Source organism: Methylobacterium sp. J-076, from assembly GCF_022829405.1.
Taxonomy (GTDB): Bacteria; Pseudomonadota; Alphaproteobacteria; order Rhizobiales; family Beijerinckiaceae; genus Methylobacterium.
Window position 1 is genome coordinate 137088 of the sequence record NZ_JAKSXW010000149.1, and the last position, 22514, is coordinate 159601.

General features: G+C 70.8%; 21 protein-coding genes. 11 read left to right on the top strand and 10 right to left on the bottom strand.

Going from position 1 to position 22514, the window contains the following annotated elements; genetic code table 11:
• Positions 1–155: 155 nt before the first annotated feature.
• Positions 156–1127: a hypothetical protein gene (locus MKK53_RS22820; RefSeq protein WP_243931094.1), complete on the bottom strand. Its 972-nt coding sequence runs from the start codon at positions 1125–1127 to the stop codon at positions 156–158.
• Between the two features lie 311 nt (positions 1128–1438).
• Between MKK53_RS22820 and MKK53_RS22825 the strand changes: the two genes are divergently transcribed.
• From MKK53_RS22825 to MKK53_RS22845, 5 genes are all read left to right on the top strand, one after another.
• Positions 1439–2881, top strand: coding sequence for an ATP-binding protein (locus tag MKK53_RS22825; RefSeq protein WP_409564400.1), 1443 nt, complete (start codon positions 1439–1441; stop codon positions 2879–2881).
• Complete coding sequence (locus MKK53_RS22830) at positions 2878–3552, top strand: response regulator transcription factor (RefSeq protein ID WP_243931096.1); 675 nt, start codon at positions 2878–2880, stop codon at positions 3550–3552. The genes MKK53_RS22825 and MKK53_RS22830 overlap by 4 nt, the downstream gene beginning before the upstream one ends.
• A gap of 122 nt (positions 3553–3674) precedes the next feature.
• A complete protein-coding gene (locus MKK53_RS22835) occupies positions 3675–4148 on the top strand; it encodes a TerB family tellurite resistance protein (protein WP_243931098.1) in 474 nt (157 codons plus the stop codon).
• Positions 4145–4549, top strand: a complete 405-nt coding sequence (locus MKK53_RS22840; protein ID WP_243931100.1) for a CidA/LrgA family protein — start codon at positions 4145–4147, stop codon at positions 4547–4549. Before MKK53_RS22835 ends, MKK53_RS22840 begins: the two co-directional genes overlap by 4 nt.
• Positions 4550–4553: 4 nt before the next feature.
• A complete protein-coding gene (locus MKK53_RS22845) occupies positions 4554–5273 on the top strand; it encodes an LrgB family protein (RefSeq protein WP_243931102.1) in 720 nt (239 codons plus the stop codon).
• 12 nt (positions 5274–5285) lie between these two features.
• Here the strand turns inward: MKK53_RS22845 and MKK53_RS22850 are convergent, their stop codons facing one another.
• A complete protein-coding gene (locus MKK53_RS22850) occupies positions 5286–6383 on the bottom strand; it encodes an NAD(P)/FAD-dependent oxidoreductase (protein WP_243931104.1) in 1098 nt (365 codons plus the stop codon).
• A 351-nt stretch (positions 6384–6734) separates the two neighbouring features.
• Here MKK53_RS22850 and MKK53_RS22855 point away from each other — a divergent pair, with 351 nt between their 5' ends.
• A complete protein-coding gene (locus MKK53_RS22855) occupies positions 6735–7181 on the top strand; it encodes a MucR family transcriptional regulator (RefSeq protein WP_243931106.1) in 447 nt (148 codons plus the stop codon).
• Here the strand turns inward: MKK53_RS22855 and MKK53_RS22860 are convergent.
• Positions 7159–9807: an MGH1-like glycoside hydrolase domain-containing protein gene (locus tag MKK53_RS22860; RefSeq protein ID WP_243931108.1), complete on the bottom strand. Its 2649-nt coding sequence runs from the start codon at positions 9805–9807 to the stop codon at positions 7159–7161. The genes MKK53_RS22855 and MKK53_RS22860 overlap by 23 nt on opposite strands.
• Positions 9808–10027: 220 nt before the next feature.
• On the opposite strand from MKK53_RS22860, the gene MKK53_RS22865 reads away from it, so the two are divergent.
• Together MKK53_RS22865 and MKK53_RS22870 are read left to right on the top strand one after the other, a co-directional pair.
• Positions 10028–11182 carry a sensor domain-containing diguanylate cyclase gene (locus MKK53_RS22865; protein WP_243931110.1) on the top strand — a complete coding sequence of 385 codons (1155 nt, stop codon included), beginning with the start codon at positions 10028–10030 and terminating at the stop codon, positions 11180–11182.
• A 33-nt stretch (positions 11183–11215) separates the two neighbouring features.
• Positions 11216–11422: a SlyX family protein gene (locus MKK53_RS22870; RefSeq protein ID WP_243931112.1), complete on the top strand. Its 207-nt coding sequence runs from the start codon at positions 11216–11218 to the stop codon at positions 11420–11422.
• 249 nt (positions 11423–11671) lie between these two features.
• On the opposite strand, the gene MKK53_RS22875 is transcribed toward MKK53_RS22870, so the two are convergent.
• Together MKK53_RS22875 and MKK53_RS22880 are read right to left on the bottom strand one after the other, a co-directional pair.
• Complete coding sequence (locus tag MKK53_RS22875) at positions 11672–13105, bottom strand: NAD-dependent succinate-semialdehyde dehydrogenase (RefSeq protein ID WP_243931114.1); 1434 nt, start codon at positions 13103–13105, stop codon at positions 11672–11674.
• A 211-nt stretch (positions 13106–13316) separates the two neighbouring features.
• Positions 13317–14105 (bottom strand): class II glutamine amidotransferase, encoded by a 789-nt coding sequence (locus MKK53_RS22880; RefSeq protein ID WP_243931116.1) that lies wholly within the window; start codon positions 14103–14105, stop codon positions 13317–13319.
• 317 nt (positions 14106–14422) lie between these two features.
• Between MKK53_RS22880 and MKK53_RS22885 the strand changes: the two genes are divergently transcribed.
• Positions 14423–14818, top strand: coding sequence for a response regulator (locus MKK53_RS22885; protein ID WP_243931119.1), 396 nt, complete (start codon positions 14423–14425; stop codon positions 14816–14818).
• Between the two features lie 109 nt (positions 14819–14927).
• Here MKK53_RS22885 and rpsU read toward each other — a convergent pair whose 3' ends face one another.
• Positions 14928–15260, bottom strand: a complete 333-nt coding sequence (gene rpsU, locus MKK53_RS22890) for a 30S ribosomal protein S21 (protein ID WP_243931121.1) — start codon at positions 15258–15260, stop codon at positions 14928–14930.
• Positions 15261–15538: 278 nt separating this feature from the next.
• Here rpsU and MKK53_RS22895 point away from each other — a divergent pair, with 278 nt between their 5' ends.
• Positions 15539–16588, top strand: a complete 1050-nt coding sequence (locus MKK53_RS22895) for a threonine aldolase family protein (RefSeq protein WP_243931123.1) — start codon at positions 15539–15541, stop codon at positions 16586–16588.
• Between the two features lie 125 nt (positions 16589–16713).
• Here the strand turns inward: MKK53_RS22895 and MKK53_RS22900 are convergent, their stop codons facing one another.
• The gene (locus MKK53_RS22900) at positions 16714–17883 is read right to left on the bottom strand and encodes a DUF1501 domain-containing protein (protein ID WP_243931125.1); all 1170 of its coding nucleotides are present in this window, start codon (positions 17881–17883) and stop codon (positions 16714–16716) included.
• Positions 17880–19427: a DUF1800 domain-containing protein gene (locus tag MKK53_RS22905; RefSeq protein ID WP_409564420.1), complete on the bottom strand. Its 1548-nt coding sequence runs from the start codon at positions 19425–19427 to the stop codon at positions 17880–17882. Before MKK53_RS22905 ends, MKK53_RS22900 begins: the two co-directional genes overlap by 4 nt.
• Positions 19428–19764: 337 nt before the next feature.
• Between MKK53_RS22905 and MKK53_RS22910 the strand changes: the two genes are divergently transcribed.
• On the top strand, positions 19765–21378 hold the full coding sequence (locus MKK53_RS22910; RefSeq protein ID WP_243931129.1) for a peptide chain release factor 3: 1614 nt from the start codon (positions 19765–19767) through the stop codon (positions 21376–21378).
• Positions 21379–21546: 168 nt separating this feature from the next.
• On the opposite strand, the gene MKK53_RS22915 is transcribed toward MKK53_RS22910, so the two are convergent.
• Together MKK53_RS22915 and MKK53_RS22920 are read right to left on the bottom strand one after the other, a co-directional pair.
• The gene (locus MKK53_RS22915; RefSeq protein ID WP_243931131.1) at positions 21547–22008 is read right to left on the bottom strand and encodes a response regulator; all 462 of its coding nucleotides are present in this window, start codon (positions 22006–22008) and stop codon (positions 21547–21549) included.
• Positions 22009–22014: 6 nt separating this feature from the next.
• Positions 22015–22482 carry a BLUF domain-containing protein gene (locus MKK53_RS22920; RefSeq protein ID WP_243931133.1) on the bottom strand — a complete coding sequence of 156 codons (468 nt, stop codon included), beginning with the start codon at positions 22480–22482 and terminating at the stop codon, positions 22015–22017.
• Between the last annotated feature and the right edge of the window lie 32 nt (positions 22483–22514).

The window sequence follows — 22514 nt, forward strand, 5'->3', positions numbered from 1 at the left end:
CTCCCCCTTGCGGGGAGGAGGTGGAGGTGGGGGTGGTTCAGGGGGCACCGCCGGGTCCCCTCCGGCACCACCCCCACCCCTACCCCTCCCCACAAGGGGGAGGGGACCCGCACCGAGGCGCGGGAACACCCGATCCGAGGTTGGTGGGAGACGCCCTAGAACGCGCTGCGGACGGCGTCCCCGAGGGCGCTCACGCCGTCCTTGAGCTTCTGGCCGGCGGGGGCGAGGGAGGGGATCTTCACGCCGAGGATTTCGGTCTCGTCCGAATCGGTTTCCGCCGCGGCCGTGTGCGTGACGGGTGTCTTGGCCGCGACCGGCTTGACCGTCGGCGTCGGCGTCGGCGTCGGCTTCACGGCGGCGACCTTGGCCGGCTCGGCGGCGGCAGGCTTGGCGGCGACCTTGGTGGGCTCGGGCGACGCGGGGGGCTTGGCGGCGACCGTCGCCTTCTGCGCCTTGGCCGGCGTGGGGGTGGCGGCCGGGTGAGACGGCGCGGGCTTGTCCGCCGCGGCCTCACGGGTCCGGGGCGTCTCTTCCCGCGGCTTGGCTCCTTCCGCCTGACGAGCCGACACGTCCTCGCGGGCGCGGACCGTCTCGGACGGGCGGGGCGGAATGGCCGCGACCGTCCGTGTCGGCATCACGATCTTCGCCGTCGGCGGGGTCACGACCGGGGCGACCTCCGTCGCGACGGGGATGCGCTCGGTCGGCGGCACCGGCTTGCTGGCGGCGGCTTTCGGTGCCGGCGGAAGCGCCGTGGGCTTCGTGGGCGTCCCTGTGGCGAACGCCATCGGGTCGGCGAGGGATGCCATGCGCGGCCCCGGCGCGGCCGGTGCCGCGTCGGTCTTCGCATCCGCCGTCTTCACGGTGATGCCGGCCTTGGCGGGCTGCCCGTCCTTCAGGTCGGGCCAGCTGGAGGCGAGGCCCTGGCCCATGGCGGGCCCCCGGGTGAGCTTGGGCGTCGGCACCACCAGATCCGCCATGACCGACGAGGCCGCCACGCCGAAGCCCGCGAGCAGGACGGCGCAGGCACCGCCGATCATGACCGACCGGAGCGCGGTGGACCGACGTCCCGCCGGGGCGGCCGGCCGGGCCGGCCGCGTCTCCGACGCGTTGAGAAGTAACTCGGACATCCGTTGCGATCTCGGACCTGATGCGCGGCGCCCGCCGGCGGGCCGATCGGTCTCGGATGACCCGGCCCGGGGCTGTCGCCGGATCTCGGCTAGGTCGCCAATTGAGGGTTCACAATACGGCACAATGATGTCGCCTAGCGGCAAGCCTGCGGCAGACCTTGTCGAGTCCGATCGGGTCGAAGTCATCCACAGGATTTACGGCGTTTCGCTTAAGGAATAGTAGTCGAGGCAACGATGACGCCGTCATCTTTGCACACCGGAGCGCCCCCGGGCCGGATGCGCCGGGGCCGGAACCGGGTTATCTGACGATCGTGGATACGCGTCCGAACCTGCTTCCGCCGAACGACATCGCACCGCCCCTCCGCGCGAGGCCCTGGTCGGGCTGGTCGACCCGGGCGCGGCTGATCGCCGTGGTGCTGCTGATCGACGTTCTCGCCGCCGTCACCTCCTGCGCGGTGGTCGTCCTGAACGCGCGCTCGGCGGTGAGGGTCGAGACTCGCGCCTCCCTGGCCACGGTCGAATCCCTCGTCGCCGACACGATCCGCCTGTCCGACACCGCCTCGCCCGAAACCCTGCTGCAGGCCCTCGACCTGCGCTTCCGCGTGCTGCGGCACGTCCGGGTGGCCGTGCTGGATGCGGAGGGCCGGCAGGTCGGCACCAGGGGGCTCGACCGCCGGGCCAGCCGCGAGGCGCCCGCGTGGTTCGCCGACATGATCCTCCCGCCGATCGAGCGGCACACCCTGCCCATCGCCGTGGGCGGCAGGGTCCTCGGCACCGCCCAGATCACGACCCAGCCGATGGACGAGATCGAGGAGATCTGGGGCTACGCCCGCGCCCTGTCGGTGACGGCCTTCGCCATCAACCTCGCGATGCTGGCCGCCCTCTACCTCGCCCTCGGCCGGATTCTCGCCCCCCTGCGTCGGCTCGGCGAGGCCCTCACCCAGCTCGAACACCACGATTACACCGCCCGGCTCGAATCGCCGGGCACCCCCGAACTGGCGGTGATCGCCGAGCGGTTCAACAAGGTCGCCGGGGCGCTGGCGCAGACGCGCTCGGCCAATGCCAACCTCAACCAGAAGCTTCTGACGGCCCAGGACGACGAGCGCCGCCGCACGGCCCTGGAGCTGCACGACGATTTCGGCCCCTGCCTCTTCGCCCTTGAGGCGAATGCGGCCTCCATCGCCCGCATCGCGGCGGGCGCGAAGGAGGTGGACCGGGGCAAGCTCGCCACCCGGGCGGCGGAGATCGGCACCATCGTCGGGCAGGTGCAGGGGGTGAACCGGGCGCTGTTGAACCGCCTTCGCCCGCACGGGCTGGGGCAGGCGCCGCTCGCCACCTGCCTCGACCTGTTGCTGCGTGGCTTCGGGGAGCGCCACCCCGGTACGGCTTTCGTCGGGCGGTTCGACGGCCTCGCCCGGGGCTACGGCGACCTCGTGGACCTGACGATCTTCCGTTGCGTCCAGGAAAGCGCCACCAACGCCGTGCGCCACGGCGGCGCCACGCGCGTGGAAGCTTCCGCGGAACAGGCCGGCGGAACGGTCGATGTGGAGATCCGCGACGACGGCATCGGCCTGCCGGCCGAGCACCGGATCGGCCTCGGCTTGTCGGGCATGCGTGAACGTGTCGAGGCGCTGCAAGGGACTTTCACCCTTGACAATGCCGGCCCCGGCGCGATCGTCCGTATCGCCATTCCCGTGCCCCCCGAGCGGAGCCGGGAGACCGGCGACGATCTCTCCATCGCCCGAAGCGTATGAACGCCATCGCCTCCCAGATCGAGCCTGCCACCACGCGCCTGCCGGTGCTCGTGATCGACGATCATCCGATCGTCCTCCAGGGGTGCCGCAGGGTCCTGGAGGATGCGGGGGTCGAGACCATCGCCGAGGCGACGACGGTGGTGGGCGGCTACCGCATCTTCCACCGGCTGCGCCCGCCGGTGGTGATCTGCGACCTGACGTTCCAGGGCAGCGGCCTCGCCGGCCTCGGGCTGATCCGGCGGATCCGCGCGGTGGCGCCGACGACGCGCATCCTCGTCTTCAGCATGCACAACGATCCGGTGATCGTCGCCCGCGCCCTGGAGGCCGGCGCGCTCGGCTACGTCCTGAAGGATCACGCCTCGGCGGAACTCTACGACGCGTTCGAGAAGGTCCGGATCGGGGAGGTCTATCTCGACCGGCGGCTCGCCACCGAGGTCGCGATGCTCCGGGCCGACGCCCGGCGCACGCCGGAATCGCAGCTTACCCCCCGCGAGCAGCAGATCCTCGCCCGCCTCGCGCAGGGCCGGTCCTATGGGGCGATCGCGACCGACCTGTCGGTGAGCTACAAGACCGTCACCAATTCCTGCTCGCAGATGCGCCAGAAGCTCGGCGTGCGCACCCTGGCGGAGCTGATCCACGTCGCCGTCACCCACGCCCAGCGCCAGGGCTGACCGCAGGGGCCGCCCCGGGGGGCGATGCAAACGCGCCACGGCCGAGCTTGGCCTGCCGGCGCCAGCTTGACGGGAGCGGGACCGGGCCGAAAGGTGCGCGGCACGAGTGGCCCGGAGCGGATATGTCCCTGATCGCACGCCTGCGTGCCTACGCGGTGGAGGCCCTGGGCATCGGCGGGCCTGACGGGCGCGGCGACGCGGCCGACGACACCCACCTCGCCGCCACCGCGCTTCTCGTCCACGTCGCCCGCGTGGACGGCATCCTCGCGCCCTCGGAGAGCGAGCGCCTCGCCCGGCTCGTGGAGGGGCGCTACGCGGACGGTCCCGCGGCGGCCCACGCCCTCATCGCCCGGGCGACCGCCATCGATACGGAGGTCCGGGACGTGGCGAGCCTCGTGGAGATGATCCCCCACGAGGCGAACGGCAGCGAGCGCGAGGCGCTCCTGGCGATGGCGTGGTCGGTCGCCGCCGCGGACGGCCATGTCGATGAGTTCGAGGAGGCCCTGGTGGAGCGCCTGGGCCGGCTCCTCGGGTTCGATGAGGCGGGGATCGCCGCCGCGCGGCAGACCGGCACCGCGGGCGCGGCCACGCCATGATCGCGAGCCTCGCGCTGATCCTTCTGGCGCAGCTCGCCGGGGAGGCCATCGCCCGGGGCTTCGGCCTGCCGGTGCCCGGCCCGGTCATCGGCATGGGGTTGATGCTCGGGTTCCTGCTCCTGCGCGACGCGGAGCGCAGCCCGCTACGCCGCCTCCTTCCCCCGCCCCTGGTGGACGGCTCCCTCGAAGGGATCGCCAAGGGTCTGCTCGCCAACCTGTCGCTGATGTTCGTCCCGGCCGGCGTCGGCGTCGTCGGGCGGCTCGACCTGCTGAAGACCCAGGGCGCGACCCTGGCCATCATCCTCCTCGTCTCGACGGCGGTGTCCCTGCTGACGACCGTGTTCGTCTTCCGGGGCGTCTCCGCCCTAGTGGACCGGGTGGGCCGGAAGGGGGAGGGCTGAGGCGGTGGCCGGCGGCGACTTCTCGCTCTGGGTCTACCTCGCCCGGACCCCGCTCCTGTGGCTGACAGTGACCCTCACCGCCTACGTGGCGGCGGACCGCATCGCGGCGGCCACCGGCCGCCATCCGCTGGCCAATCCGGTGCTCGTGGCGGTGGTGTTCGTCGCCGCCGTCCTGGCCCTGAGCGACACGCCGTACCCAACCTATTTCGAGGGGGCGCAGTTCGTGCACTTCCTCCTCGGCCCGGCGACGGTGGTCCTCGCCTTTCCCCTCTACGAGCGCCGGGCGACGGTGATGCGCGCCCTGGTGCCGATGCTGGCCGCGCTGGCCGCCGGTTCGGTGATGACCCTCATCACCGTCATCGCCCTCGGCAAGCTCTTCGCGGTCCCGCAGCCGATCCTCGTCTCCCTGGCGCCGAAATCCGTCACGTCCGGCGTCGCCATGGGCATCTCCGCCACGCTCGGCGGCGACCCGACGCTCACCGCGATCCTCGTGATCCTCACCGGCATCATCGGCGCCATCCTCGTCACGCCGATGATGGAGGCGTTGGGCATTTCCGACATGCGCGCCCGGGGCTTCGCAGCGGGGCTCGCCGCCCACGGGATCGGCACCGCCCGGGCCTTCCAGGTGAGCGAGGTGGCCGGCACCTTCGCGGGCATCGCCATGGGGTTGAACGCCTTCGTGACGGCCATCCTCGCCCCCCTGGCGCTCCACCTCCTGGCCTGACGGCGCCGGGGCTCAGGCCTCCAGCCGGTTCGACACGTCCTCGGCGAGAGACAGGCTGGAGGTGAGGCCCGGGCTCTCGATGCCGAAGAGGTTCACGAGGCCGGGCAGGCCGTGTTCGGCGGGGCCCTCGATCCGGAAATCGGCGGCGGGCTCGCCCGGCCCCGTCAGTTTGGGGCGCAGCCCCGCATAGTCGGGGAAAAGGGCGCCGTCGGGCAGGCCGGGCCAATACCGGCGGATCGCCCCATAGAAGGACGCGGCGCGGCCGGGATCGACCCGATAGTCGGGCGCGTCGATCCATTCCACGTCCGGCCCGAACCGCACGCGCCCGTTCAGGTCCAGGGTCAGGTGGATGCCCAGGCCCCCATCGACCCGCGGGGCGGGGTAGATCAGCCGGGTGAAGGCCGCCTGTCCGGTGCAGCCGAAATAGTTGCCGCGGGCGAGGTGAAGCCGGGGCACGGACCCTGCGGGATACCCCTCCGTCCGGGCGGCCAGCGCGGGCGCGCCGAAACCCGCCGCGTTCACCACCGCATCGAAGGGCATCGTGCCGGCCTCGGCCCCGCCGAAGGTGGCGTGCCATCGCCCCTCGGACCGTTCCAGGCGCTCCACCCGGGTCAGCACCGCCAGCCCGCCGCCGTGGTCCTCGATCTCACCCTGGAGGGCCAGCATCAGGGCGTGGCTGTCGATGATGCCGGTATGGGGGGAGAGCAGCGCCAGGGTGCAGGTGAGGTTCGGCTCGAGCCGCCGGGCCTGGGCGTCGTCGAGGAGTTCGAGCCCCGGCACGCCGTTCGCCTCGCCCCGGGTACGGATCGCCGCGACGGCGTCGGCTTCGCCCGCATCCCCCGCGACGATCAGCTTGCCGCATCGCCGATAGGGGATTCCATTCCTCTCGCAGAAGTAGAAGAGCCGCCGGGCGCCCTCCACGCAGTGAAGGGCCCTGAGGGATCCGGCGGGGTAGTACATGCCGGCGTGGATCACCTCCGAGCTTCGGGAGGACACGCCCGTGCCGATGGCCTTCTCCGCCTCCGCGACGATGACCGCGTGCCCGCGCAGCGCCATGGCCCGCCCGACGGCGAGGCCGACCACTCCTGCTCCGACGACGAGCACGTCCATCCGGCTTCCTTCCACGCGTTCACCCGCCCGCCATCCTGCCGGACGGTGAGCCCACACGGCCCGGGGCGCACCGCCTCAGGGGTTCGTCCGACCGTTGAAGGGCCGGTTCAGACCGGACAAGCGGGCCATCAGCGAAATAAAAAGCCCTTTCAGCCAAGTCCCCACGCAGTTGACGATTGAATGCAATCATAAGTAGTATAGTATGCTAGTGTACACCGGTTAAAACGGTGGCAGCTCCGAAGGGCGTGACGCCACCCCTCGCCCCGGCTCTGCCCCGTTTCCCAAGGGCATCGTCGTGGATGGGACCGCCGCACAAGGTCCCCCGCGCGAGGGTTGGAAATCAGGGATCGAATGATGACCGAAAACCCGACCGTCGAACTCGCGACCCGTATCCTCACCGCCTATGTCAGTCGGAACCGCGTACCGGCGGCCAATTTGCCCGAACTGTTGACCGAGATCCATCAGGCCATCGGCCATCTGGCCAAGCCGCGGCAGCCGACCCTGCAGCGCCCGAGCGCATCGCAGATCACCGCCTCCATCCGCCCCGATGCGATCACGAGCTTCGAGGACGGGAAACCCTACAAGGCCCTGCGCCGGCACCTGACCCTGCGGGGGCTCACCCCCGAGACCTACCGGGCGAAATGGGGCCTGCCGGTCGATTACCCGATGGTCTGCGCGACCTACAGCGCGAGGCGCTCGGAGATCTCGCGGGAGATCAGCGTCGGCCAGCAGCAGCGCGCCAAGCTGACCCTGGTGGAGTCGTCGCCGAAGGCGGCTACGGCGGCCCCGGCGTCCTGACGGCGTCCCCAGCCCCGGCGACCTCCTGGATCAGCAGCGCCACGAGGCCGGACCAGCCGGTCTGGTGCGAGGCCCCGACGCCGCGCCCCGTATCCCCATGGTAGTACTCGTAGAACAGGACGTGATCCCGGAAATGCGGGTCGTCCTGTTCCATGGGGCTGTCGCCGTAGACCGCGCGGCGGCCGTCGGCCCCGCGGGTCGAGAGGGCGATGAGCCGTCGCGAGAGGTCGTCGGCGATCTCGCGCAAGGACCGCATCTGCCCGGAGCCGGTCGGCGCCTCGACCCGGAACTCGGGGCCGAAATAGTCGTGGAAGCGGTGGAGGCTGGCGATCAGCAGATAGTTCACCGGCATCCAGACCGGGCCGCGCCAGTTGGAATTGCCGCCGAACAGCCGCGAGCGTGATTCGGCCGGCTCGTAGGCGAGGCCGAGGTCGCGCCCCTCCCACGGGAAGCAGAAGGGGGCCTCCGCATAGGCCCTGGAGACGGCCCGCACCCCGTGATCGGACAGGAACTCCGCCGGATCGAGCATCCGCCGCAGGAGGGCCTTCAACCGGTGGCCGCGCAGGAGGGACAGCAGGGCCGAGCGTCCGACCCCCGGCTCGTTCCAGTGGGAGACGAGGCGCCAGAGGTCCGGTCGCTGGCGCTGGAAGAAGACGAGGCGCGCCTTGAGCCCCGGCAGGCGCTCGACATCCGCCTCGCGCAGGACGGCCACGGCGAGGATCGGGATGAGGCCGACCATCGTCCGCACCCGGATCGGCAGGCGGGCGCCGGCCGTCTCGATGACGTCGTAGAAGAAGCCATCCTCCTGGTCCCACACCCCATCGCCGGAGGCGGCGGCGATCAGCAGGAAATGCTCGAAGAACTTCCCCGCCATGTCCTCGTAGGTCGGGTCCTCCAGGGCGAGCTCGATGGCGATGCGCATCAGGTCGAGGGCGTACATCGCCATCCACGCCGTCGCGTCGGACTGGGTGAGGGTGGCGCCGCCGCCCAGGGCCTTCGACCGGTCGAAGATGCCGATGTTGTCGAGGCCGAGGAACCCGCCCTGGAACAGGTTGCGGTCGTCGGCATCCTTGCGGTTCACCCACCACGTGAAGTTCAGGGTCAGCCGGTGGAACACCTGCTTCAGGAAGGCGTGGTCCACCTCGCCGGTGAGCGCCCGGTCGAGCTCGAACACGCGCCATGCCGCCATGGCGTGGAGGGGCGGGTTCGCATCCCCGAAGCCCCATTCGTAGGCCGGCATGGCGGCGTTGGGGTGGCTATAGGCATCGCCCACGAGGAGGAGGAGCTGGCCCTTGGCGAAATCGGGGTCGATCGTGGCGAAGACGATCGCCTGCAAAGCAAGGTCCCACGAGGCGAACCAGGGATATTCCCAGGCGTCCGGCATCGAGACGATGTCGTTCGCCCGCAGATGCGTCCAGTCGCTGTTGCGCCCGCCCCGGCGCTGCTCCGGCGGGGCCGGCTGGCCGGGGTCCCCCGCCAGCCACTCGCGGACGTCGTAGTGATAGAGCTGCTTCGACCACAGCATCCCCGCCAGGGCCTGCCGCTGGACGAGGCGCATCTCGGGATCGGCCACCGACGCCTGCAACGCCGCGTAGAATGCGTCGGCCTCCCCTTCGCGCGCGGCGAAGATGTCGTCGAAATCGGCGAAGGGGTCGCTTGCCTCGCCGGCCGGGCGCAGCCGCAGGCGGATCGTCCGCGTCTCCCCCGGGGCGAGGTGCAGGTCATAGCGCGCCGCGCCCTTCGTCCCGGCCCGGCCATCGACGGTGCCGGCCTCGCCGCCCACCACGTGCCGGTCGATGCCGTCCTTGAACAGGCCCTCCGCCGGGCCGACCCCGTAGAGGCGGTGGAGGTTGGTCTCGTTCTCGGTGAACAGCCACCCGGCGGCGGCCTCCGCATGGAGGCGCAGATCCGCCACGTCCGGGTGCGTGGCGAGGACCGCGCCGGCCCTGTCGAGGCACAGGCGGGGTTTCGTCGCCCCCGGCTGCCACGACCATAGGTTGCGCGCCCAGATCTGCGGAAGGAGGGTGATGGTGGCTGGTTCGGGCCCGCGGTTGGTGGCGCTGACCCGCATCAGGATGTCGTCGGGCGCCGCCTTGGCGTAGGCGATCTCGACATCGAAGTAGCGGCCGTCGTCGAACAGGCCCGTATCGAGGAGCTCGAATTCGGGTTCGTCCAGCCCCCGCCTGCGGTTCTCTTCGACCAGCCGGCCATAGGGAAACGCGGCCTGCGGATATTTGTAGACCATCCGTATGAAGGAATGGGTCGGAGTCCCGTCGAGGTAGTAGTAGAGTTCCTTGACGTCTTCGCCGTGGTTGCCCTCATCGTTGGTAAGACCGAACAGCCGCTCCTTCAGGATGGGGTCGCGGCCGTTCCACAGGGCGAGCGACAGACACCAGTGGAGATGGCGGTCCCCGAAGCCGCCTAGACCGTCCTCACCCCAGCGATAGGCCCGCGACCGGGCGTGATCGTGCGGGAAATAGGCCCACGCCTCGCCCCCGGCACTGTAATCCTCCCGCACCGTGCCCCATTGGCGGTCGCTCAGGTAAGGCCCCCATGCGCGCCAGGCCGGGTCGGAGCGCGCCGCGACCAAGCGAAGTCCCTCTGCGGTCTCGAAAATCCTCGGCACGTGGTGGGCCCTTCCATCCGCGCCGCGTCTGCGGGGCCCGGCGGCGGGCGGGAACGGGGCGCCACGAAGCGATGAAGTCGCCGGCCTCCCGCCGTCAAGGCAGACCTTCGCTTTAGCGCCGGAAGTAACCTCGGGGATACAACTTGAGCTTGGCCGTACATGGCTTTCGTGAGATAGTCAGGGGACGTCCACGGATCGGCGTTTTCTGGAGGCGGCGTCGGTGACCGGTCTCGATCCCGCTACTCTGCTGATCGCGAGTTGCGCGACGACCTTTCTGGTCAGCGTGCAATTCCTGGTCTCGTGGCGGCAGTCCCCCGACGCGCCCTGCCTCGGCCTGTGGAGCCTCGCCCATTTCATCGGGTCGGTGGCCTCGGTCGGCCTCGCCCTGCGCGGGGTCATTCCCGATTGGCTCTCGGTGGGCGTCGCCAACAGCGCGATGATCGCCGCCTACGGGCTGATCTGGAGCGGGGTGCGCAGCTTCGAGCGGCGGCCGTATCCACTGGCGATCGGCCTCGCCGGCGGCCTTGCGTGGGCGCTGCTCTGCCAGATCCCCGCCTTCTACGAATCCATCGCCATGCGCGTGGCCTTCGCCTCCGCCATCGCCGCCAGCTACTGTTTCGACGGCGCGTGGTGCTTCTGGCGGGGGCGCGGCGAACCGCTGGCGTCGCGCCGCGCCGCCATCGGTCTCCTGGCCGTCTACGGCCTCTGCTACCTCATCCGCGTCCCGGCCGCGTTCCTGGCGCCGCTGCCCACGCAGCAGACCCCCCTGGCTTCGCCCTGGGTGGCGATCCTGTGCCTGGCGGCGATGCTGTTCTCCATCGCGTCGGCCTTCACCTTCATCGGCCTCGTGAAGGAGCGGGCCGAGAGCAAGCAGCGCCTCGCGGCGGGGACGGATTCGCTCACCGGCGCCCCCAACCGCCGGGCCTTCCTGGAGACCGCGGACGCCCTGCTCGCGGCCCCCTCCGACAAGGCGCTGCTCCTGTTCGACCTCGACCGCTTCAAGGCGATCAACGACCGGTTCGGCCACGAGGTCGGCGACGCGGTCATCGTCGGGTTCTGTGCGGTGGCGATCAACATGCTGCCCGAGCAGGCGGTGTTCGCCCGGCTGGGCGGCGAGGAGTTCGCCTGCCTGCTGGTCGGCACCACACCGGACGCCGCCATCCAGGCGGCCGAGCGGGTCCGCCGGACCTTCGCCGGGATCAGCCTGCCCGAGATGCCCGAACTCCATCTCAGCGTGAGCATCGGGGTGGCGCAGGCCACCCCCGACTGCGACTTCGACCGGCTCCTGCGCCGGGCGGACACGGCGCTCTACGCCGCCAAGAAGAGTGGGCGAGACAGGGTCGAGATGGCGGAGTACGTCCTGCGCGCGGCGTGAGGGCGCGCCGCGCCTTCCGCCGCCAGGACTGCCATGGACCCGACCGACCGCCTCGACACGCTCGAAATCCGCCTCACCGAGCAGGAGGCGACCGTCGAGGACCTGAACCGCATCGTGAGCGAGCAGTGGCAGCACATCGACCGGCTGACCCGGCTGGTGGCCCTGCTGCGCGATCAGGTGGAAGAGGCCACCGCCCGGTCCGCCCAACGCGGCCCGGAGGCACCCCCGCCCCATTACTGAGGGGAGCCTGCCTCCCCCCAGAGCGATTCCCGCGAACCTTCGATCAGGTGTCCCGGGGGGGGCTCGGTGGTGGTCCCCTCCCTCGTGCGGGGAGGGGCGTGCGTCGAGGTTCACGACCGAGTGTTCCAGAAAACCCTCCCGCCGGCACCGCGGGCGACCGGCCGGACGCGCATGTCCCGTCGCGCCCTGTCGGGATGAGGCCAGGGTAAGCGCGATCCGCCGGATCGCGCCCCCTTCCGGTGGGACGCCTCAGAAATTCGCCTGGGTGACGAACTTCGTGACGAGGTAGGCATCGAGCGCTTCGGGGCCGCCCTCGCTGCCGTAGCCCGAATCCTTCACGCCGCCGAAGGGCGTCTCCGGTAGGGCGAGGCCGTGGTGGTTGATCGAGATCATCCCGCTCTCCACCCGGTTCATCACCCGCGCCGCCCGCTCGGTGGAGCGGGTGTAGGCGTAGGCGGCCAGCCCGTAGGGGAGGCGGTTCGCCTCGGTCAGCGCCTCCTCGTCCTCCGAGAACCGGTTGATCATGGCCACGGGCCCGAACGGCTCCTCGTTCATCAGGCGCGAGGTCAGCGGCACCTCAGTGAAGACCGTCGGCTCGAAGAAGTTGCCGCGGTTGCCGATGCGCTTGCCGCCCGCCCGGAGGGTGGCCCCGCTCGCCTCGGCCTCGGCGGTCAGGGCCTCGATGGCGTCGAGGCGGCGGCTGTGGATCAGCGGACCCATCTTGGTCTCGGGATCGAGCCCGTCACCGACCTTCAGGCCCTTGGCGAAGGTGGTGAAGCCCTCCACGAACCGGTCGAACACCGAATCGTGGACGAGGAAGCGGGTCGGCGACACGCAGACCTGCCCGGCATTCCGGAACTTCGACGGGGCGAGGACCGAAATCGCCTTCTCGACGTCGGCGTCGCCGAACACGATGGCCGGGGCGTGACCGCCGAGTTCCATCGTCGCGCGCTTCATGTGCTCGCCCGCGAGCGCGGCCAGTTTCTTGCCGACGAGTGTGGAGCCGGTGAACGAGATCTTCCGGATCACCGGATGCGGCACGAGGTAGCCCGAGATCGTCCCCGGATCGCCGTAGACGAGGGACAGGGCGTCGCCTGGGATGCCGGCATCGAGGAAGGCGCGGACGAGTTCCGCGCAGCTCGCCGGGGTGTCCTCCGGCCCCTTCAGGATCACCGTACAGCCCGTGCACAGGGCGGCCGAGATCTTCCGCACCGCCTGGTTGATCGGGAAGTTCCACGGCGTGAAGCAGGCCACCGGCCCCACCGGTTCCTTCACCACCGCCTGGAGCACGCCATCGGCCCTGGCCGGGATGACGCGGCCATAGGCACGCTTGCCCTCCTCGGCGAACCAATCGACGATGTCGGCGGCGGCCAGGGTCTCGATCCGCGCCTCGGCCAGGGGCTTGCCCTGCTCCATGGTCATGATGCGGGCGATGGCGTCGGCGCGCTCGCGCAGGAGGTCGGCCGCCTTGCGCATGCGCTTGGCGCGCTCGAACGGGGCGACGGCCCGCCAGAGCGGGAAGGCGCGGGCGGCGGCCGCGAGCGCCTCGTCGAGGTCCGCGACGGTGGCGACGGCGCATTGGCCGATCGTGTCGCCGGTGGCCGGGTTCAGGACAGGCAGGCTCTGGGTGTCGCTGCCGGGGCGCCAGCGCCCGGCGATGTGCAGGTCGGTGTTCGGATACATGGTCGCTCCCCGGACGCGCCACGCCTCGGCGCGCCGCCATGGGGATTTCGTCACGCGGCGTGGCCGGGGGCAATCCCGATTTCGCGATTCCAGGCTAGACCCCGTCGGGATGCTCACGCCCCGCGGCCGGTCATGCCGGGGCGGGCGGCCCTCGCCCTGCGTTGCCGCGGGATGACGGTGCGATCCGGAGCGCCCCCGTCGGGGGCGGCGCTCAGGCCGCCTTCCGGGCCGTGACCTTGTGCAGCGTGATGAGGGCGGAGCCGCCCCGGCGGGCCTGGAGGGTCGCGCCCTTCGGCACGACCTGCCAGCCCTCGCGGCAACCGTCGATGGGCTCCGAGACGACCACGAGGCCGCCGGGTCCTTCCCGGTAGTAGAGGCTCGGCGGGCGGCTGTCGCAGGCCCAGCGATAGGCGGTCAGGGTCTCGCCATCCGTCAGCACGGCGGTGAAGCGCAGGGGCTCGGCGACCGAGGCCGCCTGCATCAGGCCGCGGATCGTCTCGATGGTCCGCGCCATGGCGCCGACCGGATCGTCCGCGAGCCCGTTGGCCAGGGCGAGCAGGAAGATCGCCTCGGAATCCGTGCTGCCGCGGCGGCTGTCGTAGAGCTCGTCCGGGATCAGCGCCTCCAGGCGCCGCTTGATCCGGCAATACCCGCCGATCTGCCCGTTGTGCATGAACAGGTGCCGGCCATGGGCGAAGGGATGGCAGTTCGCCCGCGCCGTGGCCGTTCCGGTTGCGGCCCGGACATGGGCGAAGAAGGTCCGCGCCCGCACCTGCCCGCAGAGGTTGACGAGGTTCTCGTCGGACCAGGCGGGGGAGATGTCCCGGTAGATGCCCGGCTCCGCGCGCTCGCCATACCAGCCGATGCCGAACCCGTCCCCGTTGGTCTCGGTCTTTCCCTCGTCCGCATGCAGGGACTGATGCACCAGCGAATGCGTCGGCGCGCAGACCAGATCGGAGAGGAAGACCGGCTCTCCGCTGTAGGCGAGAAAGCGGCACATGTCGGACAAGGACCCCTATACTCGGCGCGGCGGGACATCCGCCCTGGCGTAGCCCCGACCGCGGGTCCAGGCCACGTCACTTGAGTGTAACCGTCGCGCCCGGTTGGTGAACAGTTTCTTAACCCGCGCTGCCATGCGCATATTTGAGGCGGCCCGCCTTTCCACGCAGCGGCGTGACTACAGGGCAGGCATACCGTGCCGGCGGGCGACTCTTGTAGGCGGCTCCGTACCGGGCCAGCATGGCCGAATCAGGGAATCAGCCGCGCGACACGGCGCGGAACCCTTCGAGAGGCATTGCCCACAGACAGGAGTTTCGCATGGACTGCGCACGCACGGACAGTCACGCCCCGATCGCCCTCGTCGTCGAAGACGACGCCGCGGTCCGCCACCTCGCGACGGCCGTGCTGGAGGAGACCGACCTCGGCGTGATCGCCTGCGAAAGCGCGGAGGATGCCCTGTCCGTCCTCGAGCGGGACGACGTCACCGTCGCCCTGCTGTTCGCCGACATCCGCCTGCCGGGGGCGATGGACGGAGTCTCCCTCGCCCAGGCCGTCGGTCGCCGCTGGCCCGACGTGCGGGTGATCGTCACCTCCGGCGGCGCCCGCGACGTCTCGCTGCCCGACCGGGCGGTGTTCATGCAGAAGCCGTGGCGGGCGCTGGACGTCCTCGTCCAGGCCGAGCGCGCCACCCTGGACACGATGAAGGCGGCCTGACACCGCCCTCTCTCCCAAGTCCGAACGGAAAAGGCCCGGACCGTGTGAACGGTCCGGGCCTTTTCGTGTGTCCGTTCGGGACCCCCGCCGCCAGGGCGGGGACGCCGGATCAGGCCGCGGTGGCCGGGCCGGCGTTGGCGGCCGAGAACTGGCCCTGGTTGGTCTGCGCCTGGGCGGCGGTGGGCAGGCCGGGACGACGGCCGGCGCCGGCAACCCGGGGCTTGGGCTTCGGGGCGGCGATCAGCCCCTCGCGGATCGCGGTCTTGCGGGCCTGCTTGCGGGCGCGGCGGACGGCCTCGGCCTTCTCGCGGGCGCGGCGCACCGACGGCTTCTCATAGGCCTTGCGCTGCTTCATCTCGCGGAAGATGCCTTCGCGCTGCATCTTCTTCTTGAGGACGCGGAGCGCCTGATCGACGTTGTTGTCGCGAACGAGTACCTGCAACGGAAGAGATCCTTGATGGCCTGTGTCGTTGGAACGCGCGGCCAGTCGCCGATACGTAAACCGACAAAGTCCCTCGCCCGGATCAGGCCCGGGAGGGACGCCCAAGATCGGTCTACGAATCGGCACGGGGAACGCGCCTTGGCGGGCCTTCTACACCAAGCGCTGCCGAGTTCCAATACGCGGGTCTCACGACGCGGGCGCGATCTGCGCCCCCGCGTGGGGCCCGTCTGCGTCATCGGGTTTGGTCCCACCCGGCCGGGGGGTGCTATGATCCGGCCATGACGCACGACGACGCCCAGCAATTCGCCAGCGACAACTATTCCGGCATCTGCCCCGAGGCGTGGGCTGCGATGGCGGCGGCGAATTCCGGCCACGCCCCGGCCTATGGCGAGGATGCCTGGACCGCCCGGGCCGCCGACGCGTTCCGCGACTTATTCGAGACGTCCTGCGACGTGTTCTTCGCCTTCAACGGGACGGCGGCCAACGCGCTCGCCCTCGCCGCCCTGTGCCAATCCTACCACAGCGTGATCTGCGCCGACTCGGCCCATGTCGAGACCGACGAGTGCGGTGCCCCGGAATTCTTCTCCAACGGCTCGAAGCTGCTGACCGTCCGGACCGAGGGCGGCAAGCTGACGCCGCCGGCGATCCGCGCCCTGGCGACGAACCGCAACGACATCCACTTCCCCCGGCCGCGGGTGGTGACGATCACCCAGCCGACCGAGACCGGGCAGGTCTACACCCTGGCCGAGATCCGCGCCCTGTCGGACGAGTGCCGCCAGCTCGGTCTCGCCCTGCACATGGACGGGTCGCGCTTCGCCAATGCCTGCGCCGGCCTGGGCTGCAGCCCCGCCGACATGACGTGGCGGGCGGGCGTCGACGTGCTGTGCTTCGGCGGCACGAAGAACGGGATGCATGCCGGCGAGGCGGTGGTGTTCTTCGATGCCAAGCTGGCGGAGGATTTCGGCTACCGCTGCAAGCAGGCGGGCCAGCTCGCCTCGAAGATGCGGTTCCTGGCGGCCCCCTGGGTCGGGATGCTGGAGAGTGGCGCGTGGCTGCGCAACGGCGCCCACGGCAACGCCTGCGCCACGCGCTTCGCCGCGGCGGTGGCCGGGATGGCGGGCGTGCGCGCGCTGTTCCCCGTCGAGGCCAACGCGGTGTTCCTCAGCCTGCCGCCGGCCATGGCGGAGGGCCTGAGGCTGCGGGGCTGGCGGTTCTACACGTTCATCGGCGGGGGAGCCCGCTTCATGTTCGGCTGGGATGCCGAGCCGCAGCGGGTCGATGCGTTGATCGCCGACCTCCGCTTGCTGGCGGTGGCGGAGGCGGCCTGACGGGTCGCGCTGCTGTCCTTCCGCACCGCCGCCATGGCGAGCGCCGCGACGCAACGACGGCGCGGGTGGGGGGAGCGCGGGGTGAGGGCTGGGAAAAGCCGGGACGTGGCCGCGGGCGCTTCCCCTCAGATCAGCGCGAGGTTTGCCGGGTCGTTGCCCGGGAAGATCCGCCGGAGGGCGTTCTGGTCCAGGCCGTAGAGACGGCCGAGCAACCCCGCGAGCAGGGACCGGTAGTCGGTCAGCACCGGCCAGTCCCGGTTCTGGAACAGGTGCGCCTCGTCGGCGCGGACCTGCGGGCCGGCGATCCGGCCGCCGCGGACCCCACCGCCCAGCACCCAGTAGACGGAGCCGTGGCCGTGGTCGGTCCCGCGGGAGCCGTTCTCGCGAAACGTCCGGCCGAACTCGGACAGGACCACCACCACCGTGTCGGACCAGCCGGGGCCGATCTCCTCCACGAAGCCCGCGATGCCCCGGCCCAGCTCGCCGAGGCGGTCGGCGAGGTAGCCCCTGGCGCCGCCCTGGTTCACGTGCGTGTCCCAGCCGCCGACATCCACGAAGCCGAGGTTGAAGCTCTCGCGCATCAGGCGTCCGATCCGCCGGGCCGACAGCTCGAAACCCCTGGGGGAGGCCGCGCCGCGGTCGGCTTGATCGGCGTGGCTGGAGATCGACTGGTAGACCTCGTCGCGCACCCGGAAGCCTTCCGCCACGGCGCCCGCCAGCGGCGTGTCCCGGTACATCCCGGCGATCAGCTTGGCTTGGCGCTCGTCGATGCCGGGCTTGCCGACGCCGTTGATGGCGATGTTCGGCACCGCCTCGTGCCCCCGGAAGATCAGCGGAAGCTGCTCGGTGAACGCGATGGGGCGCACCCGCGTCAGCTCCCCGGCCAGCCGGGCCATGAAGCCGGAATTGTAGTCGCGGGAGGCGCCGAGGGTCTGGCCCAGCTCGATCGTGTCCTGCGTCTCGAAATGACTGCGGGTGAGGTCGTCGGTCCCCGCGAAGGGCACGAAGGCGGCCTGCCCCTTGGCGAAGAGGGGCAGGATCGTGTCGCGCAGGGCGGGGTGCAGCCCCCAATCTCCATCGAGGGCGAGGGCGTCCGGACGGGCGACGGCGAGGTTCGGGCGGACGCGGTAGTAGAACTCGCTTCCCGTCGGGATGACGACGTTGGCGGCGTCGTAGGCGCCGCGCAGGAACACCACGAGCAGGCGCGCATCCGCCCTCGGCGCGGCCCAGACCCGGCCCGCGACGGTGGAGAGGCCGAGCCCGGAGGCGAGCCCAAGGAGATCGCGGCGGTTCATCGGGCGAATTCCGGCGAGGCGAGGAAGAGGGTGTTCCAATCCTGGGGGGAGACCGCCTGGGCGAGGGCCGCGCGGGTCGCGGGGCTGAGGCCGCCCTCCAGGACGGTGAAGTAGAACCCATTGGCGATGAGCGGGAAGGCCGGCTCGTCCGGCCTTCCCTCGGCCGGCTTGAACAGGCCCGCGGGGCCTGAGCCGATCTGCCGGGCCACCTCGAACCGGGCGGCGAGCTGCCCCGGCCCGGACCATGCGGCGGCGTCGGTCGGGTAGCCGTCCGGGGTGGTGCGGCCGAACAGGCCCTCACCGAGGCGGTTCAGCCATCCGAGCACGGGGCCGGCATTGAGGATCACCCGCCCGTCATAGGCCATGCGCAGGGCCGAGAGGACGTAGCGCATCGGATCCTTGAACTGGCCGGGCTGCGAGGCCGCGAAGGCGGGGCTGCGGACCAGGGCCTCCATCACCGCGGCGATGTCCCCGTCGCTGCGGGCGAACACCTGCGCGAGTTGGGCCGCCAGGGCCTCGTCCGGTGGATGGCCCAGGTAGTAGGCGGCGAGCGCCCGGGTGACGTTCCGGGCCGTGGCGGGGGAGCGGGCGATGAGGTCGAGGGCTTCCTCCACCTCCGCGAAGCCCTGGCTGCGGATCTCGTGCCCGAGGAAGAGCTTGGCGCCGTAATCGTGTCGGTTGGGGTTGAAGACGAACAGGCCGTCGCGCAGGAGGTCGGCCCGCCGCTCGGGCCTCACCTTGGTCTCGTCGCGGGTCGGCGCGACGCCCACACCGGTCAGGATCCGTGCCAGGGCCTCCACGTCGGCCTGGGTGTAGCCGGAGCCGACGCCCATCGTGTGCAGTTCCATGGCCTCCCGGGCGTAGTTCTCGTTGATGTGCCCGGCGGCGTTGTCCGTGTTGTCGAGGTAGCGCAGCATCGCCGGGTGGCGCAGGCTCGCTTCCAGGAGGTCGCGGAAGCGGCCGAGGGCCCGCGGGCGGATCGCCGTATCGACGTAGTCTCCGATCCCGGCGCGGATCGTCGCCTTGCCCTGGTGGACGTTGAAACGGTTGAACCAGAACCACGTCAGCCGCTCGCGAAGCTGATCGGGGGCGTAGAGCGCCCGGAGGATCGTCGTCGAGGCGGCCTGCCTGCCGGCATCCTGCAGGAGCACTTGGAACGCGTGTTCCGCCGATTTGCGGGCCTCGGGATCCGGCTCGGAATCGGCCGCACGCTTGAACGCGTCGAGGTAGAGGGCACGCTCGTACAGGCTGTCCTTCGGCGTCAGCCCGTCGATCACCGGCTGGACCGCGGCCGGCAGGCGCGATGGGGTCGGCGGATGCAACTGCTCCCTCAGCCACGCCTCCCTGCCCTTCGCGCGCAGTTCGGCGAAGGAGGAGGGCGAGGCGCCCCAGGTCAGGGCGTCGAGGAAGGCCGCATCCTCCGCCGGCGAGGGTGTCGCCGGGGAGGGGGCCGCCGCGAGGGGGCAGGCGGCGAGCGGCAGGGCGGCTGCGGCGAGCAACGCGCGGCGGCACCCCCGCGCGGCCGCCGACACCACCGCCCCCATCGCGTGTGAAATCGCCCGGCGCGCGCGCGCCGCGAAGGGTTCCGGCAAAGCCGCGTGCGGACCGGTCGCCCGAGCCCGGATGGTCTCGCCCCGCACGGCAGGACCGTGCGGGTGGGACCCCACGTCGGGCATGACCGTCGAGCGTTGCTGCATCGTCCCTCGCCCCTCGCCCCGGTGGGGCGCCGGGGAGACGATGCGAGCCGAGAATGTCGGCGGTGTGTCGCGAAGTTTGCGCTTGTTTGCGGTCCGGGGCCCGCCTCCGTGGCCGCTCCCTCGACCGCTCAGGGCGGGCAGGGTACACCGCAGCGAACCGCACCCGCGCGACGAAGACCTTTCCATGTTGATGCAGACACGTACCGACGCGCCCCCGGCCGATCCGGTGGCCCGGCGGCGGACCTTCGCCATCATCTCCCACCCGGATGCCGGCAAGACCACGCTCACCGAAAAGCTGCTGCTGTTCGGCGGCGCGATCCAGCTCGCGGGCGAGGTGAAGGCGAAGCGCAACCGGGTCTCCACCCGCTCCGACTGGATGGGCATCGAGAAGGAGCGCGGCATCTCGGTCGTCACCTCGGTGATGACGTTCGAGTACGGCGACTGCGTCTTCAACCTGCTCGACACTCCGGGCCACGAGGACTTCTCGGAGGATACGTACCGGACGCTCACGGCGGTCGATTCGGCCGTGATGGTGATCGACGCGGCCAAGGGCATCGAGGCGCGCACCCGCAAGCTGTTCGAGGTGTGCCGCCTGCGCGACATCCCGATCGTCACCTTCGTGAACAAGCTCGACCGGGAGTCCCGCGACCCGTTCGATCTGCTGGACGAGATCGAGAAGACGCTCGCCCTCGATGCCGCCCCGGTGACGTGGCCCATCGGCTCCGGCCGCAACTTCTCCGGCACGTACGAGCTCGGCATGAACCGGGTGCGCCGCCTCGACGCCGCCGACGATGCCGGCACCGTCCCGGTCTCGGGGCCGGAGGATCCGCTGTTCGACGCGCTGCTCACCGAGAACGGTGCGGCGGATGCGTGGCGCGAGGAGGTGGAGCTCGCCCAGGGCGGCCTGAAGGAATTCGACCTCGACGCCTTCCGGGAGGGCCACCTGACCCCGGTCTTCTTCGGCTCGGCGCTTCGCAATTTCGGCGTGCGCGACCTGATCGACGGCCTCGCCAAGGTCGCCCCGGCCCCCCGCGGCCAGGATGCCGACAAGCGCCGGGTGGAGCCCACCGAAGCGCGCATGACCGGCTTCGTCTTCAAGATCCAAGCGAACATGGACCCGAACCACCGGGACCGCATCGCCTTCATGCGCGTCTGCTCGGGCCGGCTCAACCGGGGGATGAAGGCCCGTCTGGTGCGGACGGGCAAGCCGATCTCGCTCTCGGCGCCGCAGTTCTTCTTCGCGCAGGACCGGGCCATCGCCGACGAGGCCTTTGCCGGCGATGTGGTCGGCATCCCGAACCACGGGACGCTGCGCATCGGCGATACCCTCACCGAGGGCGAGGAGATCGTCTTCCGCGGCGTGCCGAGCTTCGCGCCGGAAATCCTGCGCCGGATCAAGCTCACCGACGCCATGAAGGCGAAGAAGCTGAAGGAGGCGCTCCAGCAGATGGGCGAGGAGGGCGTGGTGCAGGTCTTCGTGCCCAACGACGGCAGCCAAGCCATCGTCGGCGTGGTCGGCGCCCTGCAGCTCGACGTGCTCAAGGAACGGCTCCAGGCGGAATACGGCCTGCCGATCGACTACGAGATCTCGCGCTTCACCGTCTGCCGCTGGGTGACGGCGGATTCCACCGTGGACCTCGACAAGTTCATCGACAGCCACGGCTCGGCGATGGCGAGCGACCTCGACGGCGCCCCCGTCTTCATGGCCACCACCGCCTTCTCCCTGCGCTACGAGGAGGAGCGTTACTCGGCGGTCCGCTTCACCGATGTGAAGGACTACCAGAAGCAGGCGGGGTAGGGGGCACGCCTGCCTCCCCCCGATGGCGTCGGCGGGTTTCGGCGCCATCGTGAGAAGAGCGAGTTGCCCGGCACCGTCCCGCCCGGAAGGGGAGCGCTCCGGATCGCCTCGGCCCCGCGGCGCCAGGGCGGCGGAGCCTGCGTGGCGCGGCAGTCGCCCGACCGCCGCCTAGTACTTGCCGAGCATCGGGAAGTCCTGCGACAGGCTCGACTGCGCCGCGATCGGCGCCTCGCGCTTGCGCGGCTTGCGGTTGATGACGTGCTTGAGCTTGGTCTTCAGCACGGCGATGTCGAACGGCTTCAGGATGAACGCGTCCGCCCCGGCCTGGTGGGCGAGGTTGATGTCCTCGAACTCGAAGGACGACTCGGTCAGGATGAAGGGGGTGTTCATCAGGGCGTCGTCGCTGCGGATCTCGCGCAGCAGCGTCAGGCCGTCCATCGGCTCCATATCGAGGTCCGAGATCACCAGGGCGTAGCGGCGCAGGCGCAGCTTTTCCAAGGCCTCGGGGCCGCTCGTCACGCCCTCGACATCGGGGAAGCCGATGCGCGACAGCAGCATCACCACGAGGCGCAGCAGCTTCTCCTGGTCGTCCACGACGAGGATCGGCGGGTGTTCGGTCGGCTCGCTCATGGAACCTCAGACGAAGAGATGATCGATGCCCTGGCGGGACATCGCGTCGGCCTGGAGCGCCATCGCCAGGCTCAGGATTGCGGCGGGTTTGGGCGTCCCACGCTGGAACATGGGAAGCAGGTTGGCCTTGGCGAACAGGGTGTCGTTCGCCGCCGCGCGCTGGGCGCACTTGAACGAGTGGACGAATTCCCGCTTGGCGATCTCGCGCCACTCGCAGATCTGCACGTCCCTGTGGCGCTGGTCGGCGTTGATCCGGTCGAAGGTCTCGTGCACCGACGTGCGCTCCCCCTCGATCACCTGGGCGACGAAGGCGCCCTCGATGATCAGCAGGCTCGTGATCACCGCGAACTCGTTCTTCTTCTGCGCGACCCGCGTGATGTCGTCGATCTGCGCCGAGCGCTTGGCCGGATCGGACGACAGGGTGAGCCGTGAAAAGTAGATGATGTGGACGAGGCTCGTCCGCTTGGCCCGCATGTCCTGGTGTCCAGATCCCCGACCGGCCGCGC